11 protein-coding genes are annotated in these 11,209 nt (G+C 69.9%); 1 reads left to right on the top strand and 10 read right to left on the bottom strand.

The window, feature by feature from the left end; translation table 11 throughout:
* The coding region (locus G4D87_RS24305; RefSeq protein ID WP_163784595.1) for an ABC transporter permease at positions 1-2,175 on the bottom strand (2,175 nt) is incomplete at its 3' end.
* 250 nt (positions 2,176-2,425) lie between these two features.
* Between G4D87_RS24305 and G4D87_RS24310 the strand changes: the two genes are divergently transcribed.
* Positions 2,426-3,013, top strand: coding sequence for a hypothetical protein (locus tag G4D87_RS24310; protein ID WP_163784596.1), 588 nt, complete (start codon positions 2,426-2,428; stop codon positions 3,011-3,013).
* Positions 3,014-3,041: 28 nt separating this feature from the next.
* Here the strand turns inward: G4D87_RS24310 and G4D87_RS24315 are convergent, their stop codons facing one another.
* The 9 genes from G4D87_RS24315 to G4D87_RS24355 all read right to left on the bottom strand — a co-directional run bounded on the left by G4D87_RS24315 (position 3,042) and on the right by G4D87_RS24355 (position 11,121).
* Positions 3,042-3,854 carry a DUF3014 domain-containing protein gene (locus G4D87_RS24315; RefSeq protein WP_163784597.1) on the bottom strand — a complete coding sequence of 271 codons (813 nt, stop codon included), beginning with the start codon at positions 3,852-3,854 and terminating at the stop codon, positions 3,042-3,044.
* Between the two features lie 156 nt (positions 3,855-4,010).
* Positions 4,011-4,892 carry a ribonuclease H-like domain-containing protein gene (locus G4D87_RS24320; RefSeq protein ID WP_163784605.1) on the bottom strand — a complete coding sequence of 294 codons (882 nt, stop codon included), beginning with the start codon at positions 4,890-4,892 and terminating at the stop codon, positions 4,011-4,013.
* Entirely contained in the window at positions 4,892-5,320 is a 429-nt protein-coding gene (locus tag G4D87_RS24325; RefSeq protein ID WP_163784598.1) for a (deoxy)nucleoside triphosphate pyrophosphohydrolase, read from the bottom strand. The genes G4D87_RS24320 and G4D87_RS24325 overlap by 1 nt, the downstream gene beginning before the upstream one ends.
* On the bottom strand, positions 5,317-6,480 hold the full coding sequence (locus G4D87_RS24330; RefSeq protein WP_163784599.1) for an outer membrane protein assembly factor BamB family protein: 1,164 nt from the start codon (positions 6,478-6,480) through the stop codon (positions 5,317-5,319). The genes G4D87_RS24325 and G4D87_RS24330 overlap by 4 nt, the downstream gene beginning before the upstream one ends.
* 11 nt (positions 6,481-6,491) lie before the next feature.
* Positions 6,492-7,295: a tetratricopeptide repeat protein gene (locus tag G4D87_RS24335; protein ID WP_163784600.1), complete on the bottom strand. Its 804-nt coding sequence runs from the start codon at positions 7,293-7,295 to the stop codon at positions 6,492-6,494.
* Between the two features lie 71 nt (positions 7,296-7,366).
* Positions 7,367-8,746 (bottom strand): ribosome biogenesis GTPase Der, encoded by a 1,380-nt coding sequence (gene der / locus G4D87_RS24340; RefSeq protein ID WP_163784601.1) that lies wholly within the window; start codon positions 8,744-8,746, stop codon positions 7,367-7,369.
* 1 nt (position 8,747) lies between these two features.
* The gene (gene era / locus G4D87_RS24345; RefSeq protein WP_163784602.1) at positions 8,748-9,692 is read right to left on the bottom strand and encodes a GTPase Era; all 945 of its coding nucleotides are present in this window, start codon (positions 9,690-9,692) and stop codon (positions 8,748-8,750) included.
* Positions 9,693-9,813: 121 nt separating this feature from the next.
* Positions 9,814-10,365, bottom strand: coding sequence for a peptidylprolyl isomerase (locus tag G4D87_RS24350; RefSeq protein WP_240358551.1), 552 nt, complete (start codon positions 10,363-10,365; stop codon positions 9,814-9,816).
* 48 nt (positions 10,366-10,413) lie between these two features.
* Complete coding sequence (locus G4D87_RS24355; RefSeq protein WP_163784604.1) at positions 10,414-11,121, bottom strand: peptidylprolyl isomerase; 708 nt, start codon at positions 11,119-11,121, stop codon at positions 10,414-10,416.
* Positions 11,122-11,209: the final 88 nt, after the last annotated feature.

An 11,209-nucleotide genomic window follows, 5' to 3' on the forward strand; every position in this document is an offset into this window, starting at 1 on the left:
CGCCGGCCGGGCGCCGAGCGCCATCCGGACGCCCAGCTCCCGCGTGCGCTGGGAGACCCGGAGCGAGACGACCCCATAGAGGCCATAGGCGGCGAGCAGGACGGCGAGGAATGCAAAGCCGCCGAGCAGGCCCAGCACGAGTCTGCGCATCGCCAGGGACTGCGAGATGACCTGGTCCATGGTGAGCGCCCGGTAGACGGGCACGGTGCCATCCACGCGGCGGATGGCCTCCCGGATGGCCGGGAGCAGCGTCTCCGGCGGCACCGAGGTGCGCGTCACCAGGACGAGGCCGTCATCGCCCCAGGGCCTGCCATGGGGGACGTGGAACTCGGCGAGGGGTTCGCGCTCCAGCCCCGCCTGGCGGACATCCCCCACGACGCCGACGATGGTGTACGGCGTCACCCCGATGCGCAGCCGCTGACCCAGGGCACCTCCCGTCGGAAAGTGCCGGCGGGCCAGGGCTTCGTTGACGATGACCACACCGGGCTGGTCTGGCGCGGCGTCCAGGGACGTGAAATCGCGCCCCTGGCGCAGGGGGATGCCCATGGCGGCGAAGTAGCCCGGACTGGATGCGCGGCGCTCGGCGCGGGGTTCGTCGCCGGGCGCTGGCAGCGGGGCTCCTTCGACCTGGTATCGCGCGTTGTTCCAGGCTCGTTGGATGGGGAGCACGGACGTCATGCCCGCGGCGGTGACGCCCGGGAGCGCGCGAACCGCCTCCAGCACCGGCTCCAGGAGCCGTCCGGGCAGCTCCGCGTCCAGGCCGCCGGCATTGAAGAACCGGTCGTCTGGAATGGACAGATGCAGCGTGAGCACCTGGCCGGGGGCCAGTCCGGAGGAAGTCCCCAGCAGGTGCAGAAAGCCGCGTCCGAGCAGGCCCGCGCCGACGAGCAGCACCAGCGACAGGGCGATCTCCACGACCACCAGCGAGGCCCCCAGGCGACGGCCGAAGCCCGGCACCGTGCCGCCATCACCCGCGGCGGCGAGCCCGCCACGGAGGTCCAGTCGGGAGACCTGGAGGGCCGGGAGCAGCCCGAAGGCCAGGCCGCTGACGCTGGTGATTCCGAAGAGGAACAGGAAGGCCGTGCCGTCCAGCGCGATGTCCTGACGCCGGGGCAGGCGCTCCGGTGCCAGTGCCAGCAGCGCGTCCAGGCCCCAGCGCGCCAGCAATGCGGCCAGCGCGCCGCCCAGCAGCGCCAACAGGAGGCTTTCGACCAGGAGCTGCTGGACGACCCGGGCCCGGCCGGCGCCCAGCGCCAGACGAACGGCCAGCTCGCGCCGCCGGGTGCCCGCACGGGCCAGCAGCAGGTTCGCGACGTTCGTACACGCGATGAGGAGCACCAGGGCGACGGCACCGAGCAGGACCTGGAGCGGCGCACGCCAGGACTGGGTCTGGCTTTCGTCGAGCGGAATGACGCGGGCGCTTCGATGCCGGTGGGATTCCGCCTGGGCAGACGCGGAGTTCGCGGCGACTTGCTTCAACTGAGCCTCGGCGGAGGCCAGCGAAACGCCTGGCGCCAGCCGGGCCCGGAGGGTCAGCACCGTGGACCGGGTCCGGGCGGCGGCATCCGGCGGCGCCACCAGGGGCAGCCAGACGTCCGTGGACGCATCGAAAGAGGCCGGCATCACGCCAATGACGGTGTGGGCCAGGCCATCCAGGCTCACGGAACGGCCGAGGACGGCCGGGTCAGCGCCGAAACGGGCTCGCCAGAGACGCTCGCCGAGGACCGCGACCGGGGCCTGGCCGGGCAGGTCCTCGGCGGAGGCGAAAGTCCGGCCCAGCATGGGCGGCACGCCATGAACCGTGAAGAAGTCTGCCGTTCCGCGAAGGGCCTGGAGGCGCTCAGGCGCCTCCGAGTCCTGGAGCGTGACGCCGCCGCCCGTGAACGCCGCCATGTGCTCGAAGGCCGGGCTGTGTTGGCGCCAGGCCCAGAACGTGGGCCAGGACACCGGCCCGCCATAGCCCTGGGGGCGCACCTCGACGAGGCTGACCAGCCGCTCGGGCTCCGCGTACGGCAGCGGCCGGAGGAGGACTCCGTGGACCACGCTGAAGATGACGGCGTTGGCGCCAATGCCCAGCGCCAGGCACAGCACGGCGGCCGCGACGAACCCGGGGGAACGGCGGAACGTGCGGAGCGCGAAGCGAACATCTGCGGCGAGCGAATCGAAGAAGGTCATGGCGGGCGTCCGGAGATGGAGAGCTTGCCGGAACGGCCCAGGAACCAGGGCGGGGAACGGCCTGAATCGACCCCAGGTCTCCCGCTCGCTTAGTTTACATAACGCATGTTATCGGACGTTCTTTCATAGAGGGAGAGGCCCCGTCGTGGACGGTTATCCGCGGCCCCATTGCCACCAACCCACGGCCCGGCTGGCTGGCTGGCACTCGGCGCTTTCCGGCGCTCACTCCGGCGCATACGGTGGCCGGCACATGCGTCTTCTTCGATTCGGACTCGTCGCCGCCACCTGCTGTGGCGCTCTCGTCCTCTCGGGCTGTCCCGACAAGTCGGCCGCCGTTCCGGATTCGGGCGTCGCCGAGGCGCCTCCGGTCCCCGCGCCGCCACCGCCGACCCGGTTCTCGCTCAGCTACCAGGCCATGCCCAGCGCGCCGGCCACGGCAGCCGCCGACGACGCTGGAATCGCCATCGCGGACCTCACGGAGATCGCCGCGGCCCCCGATGACGTCTCCATCATCGAGCCCACGACGCTCCTGGAGCTCCGGACGACCCGCCCGCTCAAGAACTACCGCGTGCGCCTGTTCGACGAAGCCGACCGGGCCATGGTGTCCGATGACGACGTCGAGGAATCCGAAACCGGCCTCGTCTACCGAATCCAGCTGCCGCAGCCGCTCAAGTCCGGCTTCAAGTACACCCTGGTCGTGGAGGCGCAGACTGGCACCGCGTTCACCGACGGCCTGGGCCGTGACGTCGACGAGTTCCGCCAGGCCCTTCAAATCGCTGGCGAAAAGGAAAAGCCAGCCCCTGCGCCCAAGCCCGCCGGCAAGAAGAAACGCCGCTGAGCCTGGGCGGCCCGGGACTGGCCTTGAATCAGCGATCCGCGACCGGCGGCAGGCCCAGTGCGTTCTTCAGCTCCCGCAGCTTGGCCTGGATGAGCTTCATGTTCTGGGGCCCCATGCGCAGCAGATGCTTCTGCGCGGGGCTCAGGTCCTCCAGCTCCGGCGCCGCATAGGCATACAGCGCGCCCTCCGGCACGACTTCCACCGGGCCTTCCTGCGCGGGCACCTTGAGCAGATGTTGGATGGCCGCGCTCAGGGCGCTGCTGAAAGTCTGTCCCGGCGGCGCGATCTCCGTGTGGGCCTGGTCAATCGCCGGCTTCAGCTCGCGGTACACGCTGGCCGCGGCCTGCGTGTCGATGGAGCCCAGCACGCGAGCCACGGTGTCGTAGCGCGCATAGCTGGCCGGGTCGATGACCGTGGTGCCGTCCACCTGGGTCACCTGGAAAGCCCCCGTGGGCGCCAGGAACCCGAGCACCGTGCGCGGGCTTGAGCCGTCCGCGATGTTGTTCACCGCGGCCGTGAAGCGCCGGACCAGGTCCTTCTCGTTCATCCACCGCGCGAGCTCGGGTTCAGGCGAGAGCTGGCTCGCCAGGCTGCGAACCTCGGCGTCCCGCTCCGGCAGCGACGTTTCGGGCATCGTCTGTGGTGCCGCGGCGGTCTCGCCAGCGGGCTCCGTCGGAACCGCGGGCACCTCCGCCGGACGCGACTCTTGACGCCGCAGACCAAAGTACGACGCCACCAACGCCAGGCCCGCCAGCCCCAGGACGACGGCCAGCGTCTTGCCCTTGGAGCGCGGTGCGGATTCGGGAACCTCGGCCGGCGTCGGATTCGTCGGGTCGTTCATTCATTCCTCCGTAGGTGGACCCTTCAACCTACAAACGCCCCCCCAGGTCATTCCACCGGACCGCTTCACTTCGCACGCGCAGATGTTCACCGTCCGGTACTCGCGAATGCACGGCTGCCGCCAGGACGGCGAACCGGGCACAGTCACCCTGCCCGCTCAGCCGTCCTGCTCCATGGCCCGGACGCGAGCAAGCGTCTGCAAATCCCGCTCGGTCGGCCCCAGCTCCAAGATGATGCGGCTCACGTCGTAAAGCACGTCGCCACGCTCGAAGACTGGCAGCCGGGGAACATCCTGGTTCAGCTCGTCCGCGCCGCGGTTGTACGCCACGTCCATCAGCGTCCGGAGCTGGAAGGCATCGTAGAGGTTGTACTCGACGAGGAACCGGAGGGCCTCCACGTCGCCGCGGCGCTGGTACGCGCGCCACAGCAGCACCGCGTCGTAGCCATTCACGCCCTTCATGTGCGGCGGACGCTCCGCGCCAATCTTCCCCTCGATTTCCTTCAGCCCACCGCCCATGCCCAGGCGCCGCGTCACGAACCGCAAGTCAATGTGCGCGTCCGGCACCGGAAAGCGCCCCGGGCCGAAGTAGTTGCGCAGGACGGGCACGTCGAAGCACGAGCCGTTGAACGTCACCCACAGCCGCCGCGCCGCCATGGCCTCCGGCAGCGCGTCCATGTTCCGGCCCTGGATGAAGACGTGAAGGCCCTTCGAATCGAACAGGCTCACCACCGTGGGCGCCTGGGCCTCCCGGCCGTCCGTCTCGATATCGAAATAGACGGCGTCGTCCTGGAACTCCGGGTACAGCCGCCAGTGCTCCCGGCCCGGAAGCAGCTCCGCGAGCTTGCGCAAGTCCCGGCGGGCCAGCGCGTCCTTCGCCTCGGCGATGCGCGCCCGCGCCACGTCGTCGGACTTCCGGCTCAGCGCCACCCCCTGGCCCGCTTCCGGAAAGTCTTCCCAGGTCCGGATGCCGCGGGACCACAGGTCCTTCTCCCGCCAGGGGCCGACGCTGGGGATGTGCTGGAACGTCCGCTGCAGCATCAATCGAGCGCGCCCAGCCTTCCCGCCACCAGGTCGTCCAGGAGCGGGATGTCCGCCTCGCAGAACGGCAGTGACTGCATCTGCGCCGGCGTGTGGAACGCCAGCGCATGGGCGCCCAGGGGCCGGGGCTCGCCTGAGACCATCCGGGCCAGGTACAGCACCAGCTCCACCGTCAGGTCCGGATAGGTGTGCTGGCCCTCCCAGAGCCGCCGGCCCACGGCGAGCTCCACGTCCAGCTCCTCGCGGCACTCACGGGCCAGCGCGGCCTCGTCCGTCTCCCCGGCCTCCACCTTGCCGCCGGGGAACTCCCACAGCAAGGCGCGGCTTCCACCGGGGAGCCGCTGCTGCACCAGGAACTGACGTCCATCCTCCGGCCGCGGAATCAGCGCCGCGACCACGCGGACCGTCCTGCGGGCCGGCGCCGTCACCCGTCAATCCCGTTCATGTCCAGGGAGTACAGGTAGCCGTTGTTCGACAGCACGAACAGCTGCCTGCCCGCGACGAAGGGCGGCGCGGTGACGCCGCTCCCGGGGTTCCACGACACGCGCGAGCGCCCCGTCTTCGGCTCCAGGAACAGCAGCGAACGGGACGTGGGCACCAGCAGCATTCCCTGGGCGAACACCGGAGCGAAGGCCGCCCGTTCCCCCAGGGGATGCGACCAGAGGAGCCGTCCCGTCTCCGCCAGGTAGGCATCCACCCGGCCGTCGCCCGAGGCGAAGAGCACCTGGCCACTCACCAGCAGCGACGTCATGCCGGCCACGGAGGTGTTCCACACCAGGTCGCCCGACTCCGATTCGAGCGCGAAGATGCCGCTCTTGTACGACGTGACGTAGAGCTGCCCGTTGGCGTCCATCACCGGGCTGCTGTCCACGTCCAGGAACTCGGAGCCCGGACCGGACAGCGAGCGCTCCCAGGTGACGCCGCCGTCGTCGACGCTGAGCGCCACCACGAAGCCGTCGGAGAAGCCGATGTAGGCCACGCCTTCGCGCACCAGGGGCCGCGAAGCCCCACGGACGGTGAAGCCGGTGGGCGGATCCCGGCGGTACTGCCAGGCCCACTGCCCATCCGCGCGCTTCACCGCGAAGAGCGTGTCGCTCTCCGAGGCCACGAGCACCAGGCCGTCCACGACCACGGGCACCGTGGCCAGGGCCTCGCCCGCGACGTACTTCCACTTCTCCTCACCCGAGGCGACGTCCAGCGCGTAGAGCACGCCGTCACCGCCCGGAATGTAGGCCACGCCGTCCACCACCCGGGCCCCGGCGCTGAAGCGGCTGCCCGTCTTGTACGTCCACTTCACCTGGCCGTCGGGCCCCACGCCGCGGGCGAACCCGTCCCGCGTGAGCGCGACGGCCGTCCGGCTGACGGCGTCATAGGCCGGCGTCGCCGTCTCACGCGGTCCGTACTCCAGCATCTGCGCGGGCGCGAGCGGCGTCCACCAGTTGACGGAGAAGTACTCCAGCGGCGTGTTCGACGGCGGCCGGGGCAGCTCCGGATTGCCGTAGTACCGCGCGCCGCTGCAGCCGCCCAGAAGCCCTGCCGCCACGGCGCCACCCAGCCAACGCTTCCAGCTCACGAGCCGCATCGTCATGGCGTGTGTTTCTACCCTGCGTCCGGAACGGGCGCAGCCGCCGGAGCCTCCGGGGCGGGAACCTTCACACCTTCGGACGCCAGCACCGCCAGGCGCTCACCGGCCTGACGCGCCGCCGCCGTGTTCGGCTGCGCCGTGGTCAGCTTCGACAGCACCTGGGCCGCCTCCTCCTTCTTGCCCAGGAGGATGAGCATTCGGGCCTTGTGGTAGTCGCCCATGCCCAGCAGGAACGGGCCACCCGCGGCGCCCATCTGCTCGAAGGCCTTGATGGCGTCCTCGTACTTGCCATCCGCCTCGAGCGCGTAGCCCTGGCCCTCGAGGGCCTCCGCGCGGAGCGGATCGTTCTGGGGCGCGCCCTTGAGGTACTCGCCGAAGGCCGCCTGCGCCGCGGCGTAGTTGCCCAGCCGGAACTGCGCCTTGCCCTCGGCCAGGGCGGCCGTCGCCGCGGACGGGGTGCCGCCGTGCGCCGCGCGGAACTCGCCCAGCGCCTTCACCACGGCCTCGTCGCGCTCCTTCACCGTCTTGAAGGCCGGCTCGGTCTCACCGGGCTGCGCGGGCTCCACGCCCTCCACGGGCCGGTCGAGCACGGTCAGCGCCTGTCCCAGCGCCTGGGCGGCCTTCTCCTCGCCGCGCTTGGACACCTCGCTGGCGATGGCAACGCCCACGCCGCCCAGGATGAGCACGCCCGCGGCGAGCCCGATGATCTTCTGGCGCTGCGCAAGCCAGTCGCTCGCCTCGGTGCCCGCCTTCTGGAAGGTGTCCGGCTGGCTGAGCTCTTTCTGGCGAATCTTCTCGGTCTTGGTGGTTCCGGCCACGTCTGGAAACCTCTTTTAAAGAGCGGCGCACTGTATGGAGCGCGCGCCGCGAGTGTCAACGCACTGACGCCTCAGCGCTTCCCCTGGCGCTGCGGCCGCTTGCGGGCCTCGCGCTTGGCCTGCCCGGGCCGGCCCTTGAAGATGAGCCGGATGGGCACGCGCAGGTCGAACGTCTTGCGCAGCTGGTTGGTGATGTACCGCCTGTACATGTCCGGAACGCCGTCCGGATGGTTCACGGTGATGGTGAAGGTCGGCGGCGCCGCGGCCACCTGCGCGATGTAGTACATGCGCAGCGGCTTGCCCCGGACGATGGGCGCCGGGTGGTTGTCCACCATGTGCTCCAGCAGCCGGTTGAGCTGCGGGGTGGGCGCCCGGAAGCGGAACTGGTCGGCGAGCTCCGTCGCCACGTCCACGACCTTCTCCACCTTGGAGCCCGTCAGCGCGGAGGTGAAGAGGATGGGCGCGTAGCCCACGAACTTGAGCGAGTGCTTGAGGGACTCGCGGAAGGTCTCCTGGCGGCGCTGGTCGGCGCCCACCAGGTCCCACTTGTTCACCACGATGACCAGGGCGCGGCCCCGCTCCTCGGCCAGGCCCGCCAGCTTGGCGTCCTGGTCCACCGCCGGCTCCATGGCGTCCATCAACAGCACCGCCACGTCGCTGCGCTCCATCACCTTGAGCGCGGCCACCACGGAGAACTGCTCCACGCGCTGGGCAATGGACTTCTTGCGCCGGATGCCCGCCGTGTCGGTGAGCAGCAGCTTGCGGTCCTTGTACGTGAGCTCGGAGTCCACCGGGTCCCGCGTCGTGCCGGCCACCTCGCTGGCCACCACCCGCTTCTCCTTCAGGATGGCGTTGACCAGGGTGCTCTTGCCCACGTTGGGCCGGCCGATGATGGCCAGGCGGATGATGCCGTCGTCCGGCGGCGCCTCCGCGTCCTCACCCTCTTCCTTGGGCGGCAGCCTGGCCACGACGGAGTCGAACAGCTCCTGCATGCCCAGGCCGTGCTCGGCGGACAGGGCCTGCACGTCGCCCAGGCCCAGGCGGTAGAACTCACCGGCCAGCGCCTGCATCTGCCCGGACGTGTTGTCCAGCTTGTTGGCGGCCAGCACCACCGGCTTGCCGCTCTTGCGCAGGTAGGTGGCCACGGCCTCGTCCGCGGGCGTGAGGCCCGCCCGGGCGTCGGTGACGAAGACGATGACGTCGCACTCGTCCACGGCCAGCTGCGCCTGCTCCCGCACCTGCTGGAGGAGCTGATCCTCGTCACCGGGCACGAAGCCGCCGGTGTCGATGAAGGTGAACTTGCGGCCCTCCCACTCCGCGTCCGCGTAGTGGCGGTCCCGCGTCACGCCCGGCTCGTCCTGCACCAGCGCGACGCGCCGGCCCACCAGCCGGTTGAACAGCGTGCTCTTGCCCACGTTGGGGCGTCCCACAATTGCGACCAGGGGCTTCATTTCAGTCGTATCCCAGCTTCTTGAGGCCTTCGGGGCGCTCGCTCCAACGCGGTTCCACGCGGACGCGCAGGTCCAGGTACACGTGCGCGCCCAGCAACCGCTGCACGGACTTGCGCGCGTCGGTGCCAATGGTCTTCAGCATCTGCCCCTGCTTGCCGATGATGATGGCCTTCTGGCTGTCGCGCTCCACGAAGATGGACGCGGCGATGCGGATGAGCCCGCCCAGTTGGTTCGGCGGCGTGCCCGGCCGGGGCTCGCGCTCGGATTCGTCGAAGATGTCCACGACCACCGCCGTGGAGTACGGAATCTCCTGGCGGCAGTGCCGCAGCACCTGCTCGCGGATGTACTCGGCCGCCAGCGCGCGCTCCTGCTGGTCGGTGAGCATGTCCTCGTCGAAGACATTCTCGCCTTCCGGCAGGTGCTCCAGGACGGTGTGGAACAGCCGCTCCACCCCGTCCTTCTCCCGGGCGGAGATGGGGACCACCTCCGCGAACGGGAACTCCTGGCGGTACAGGTCGATGAGCGGCAGCAGTTGCCCCTTGGCGACGCTGTCGATCTTGTTGATGACCAGGAAGGTCGGCTTGCCGATCTTCTGCAGCCGCTCGAGGATGGCGCGGTTGCCCGGGCTCACCTCGGGCTTCTCGCTGGCCGGCGGCTCGATGAGGAAGAGGACCAGCTCCACCTCCTCCGCCGCCTGGAGGGCCACCTCGACCATGTAGCGGTTCAGCTCGCCCTTGGCCTGGTGGATGCCCGGCGTGTCGATGAACGCCACCTGCCCTTCCGGACGGGTGACGACGCCGAGGATGCGGTTGCGCGTCGTCTGTGGCTTGGGGGAGACAATGGCGATTTTTTCGCCGGTCAGTGCATTGAGCAGCGTGCTCTTGCCCACGTTGGGGCGCCCGATGAGGGCGGCGAAGCCGCTGCGGTGTGTCTTGGGGGAGGCCATTGCTTCGGAGGTGATCTGGGACGCCGCGTACCACGGAGGCCCGAAAAGGGAACGTCTGGACAGCGCCTATAGCAGCCCACCGCCCGTCCGGTCATGCCAGGACGGGCGGCGAGTGGACAGGCTACGGCTGGGTCGTGGAGATGGTCAGCTTGTTGATGACGACATCCTGGCGGGGGCGGTCCCGGCCGTCGCGCGGCGCGCCGGCGATCTTCTCCACCACGTCGTAGCCGCTGAGCACCTCACCGAAGATGGTGTGCTTGTTGTTGAGGTACGTCGGCTTGGACGTGGTGATGAAGAACTGGCTGCCGTTGGTGTTGGGGCGGCCGACGTTCGCCGTGGCCAGCAGGCCCACTTTGTCGAAGGTCCGGCCGCTCTGGTACTCGTCCTCCACGTTGAAGCCCGGGCCACCGCTGCCGCTGCCCGTGGGGTCTCCGCCTTGGATCATGAAGCCCGGAATCACGCGGTGGAAGATGATGCCGTCGTAGTAGGGGCGCTGGGTCTTCTCACCCGTCTTCGGATCCTGGAAGGGCAGCTCGCCCGTCGCCAGGCCCACGAAGCTGCTCACCGTCTTCGGCGCATCCTTCGCGAACAGCTTCACCACGATCTGCCCCTCCGTGGTGTCGAAGGTGGCGTAAAGGTCATTGCCCGCGCGGGCCTCGTCCAACATTCCCATGCTACCCTCCCGTGTGGGGGCCCGTCCGAGGACGAACCCGGTCATGTGTCACGGCCTTGGTGAAACCGTCTTCGCGCCCGCGTCCTTCTGGGGCGCCGCTTCCTTGCTCGCCGAGGGGGCCGTCACGCCCTTGGGAGCCTTGTCGCTCAGCAGCACGCGGGTGAGGACCACCGCGGTGCGCGGGCGATCCCTGTTGTCCCGAGGCACGTTGCTGATCTTCTCCACCACGTCGTAGCCGCTGAGCACCTCACCGAAGAGGGTGTGCTTGCCGCTCAGGTGCCCAGGCGTGGAGGTGGTGATGAAGAACTGGCTGCCGTTGGTGTTGGGCCCCGCGTTGGCCATGGCCAGCAGGCCCGGCTTGTCGAAGGTCCGGCCACTCTGGAACTCGTCCGCGAAGCGGTAGCCCGGGTCGCCGGAGCCGCTGCCCGTGGGGTCTCCGCCCTGAATCATGAAGCCCGGAATCACCCGGTGGAACACCGTGCCGTCATACAGCGGCTTCCGGGTCATCTTCTCCGTCTTCGGGTCCCGCCATTCCTTCTCACCGGCGGCCAGTCCCACGAAGTTGGCCACCGTTCTGGGCGCGTCCCTGGCGAAGAGCCGGACGACGATGGCGCCCTCGCTCGTCTGGAGCGTGGCGTACAGGTCCTTGCCGGCCGCGGCCTTCCGCGTCCACTTGCCGGAATCAGCGGCGAGGACGGAGCCCGCCAGCAGGCAGGTCACCAGCGCGAGCGTCTTTCGGAGGGAGGCGGGGGGCATGTCGGCGCGGCACCTTACGCGCCGCCCCCTGCCCCATCCAAGGGGTTTCACGCCGGGGTGTCGTGTCGCGGCGTTCCGGGCGGGGGGG

The sequence above is a fragment of the Myxococcus vastator genome, from assembly GCF_010894475.1.
GTDB lineage: Bacteria > Myxococcota > Myxococcia > Myxococcales > Myxococcaceae > Myxococcus > Myxococcus vastator.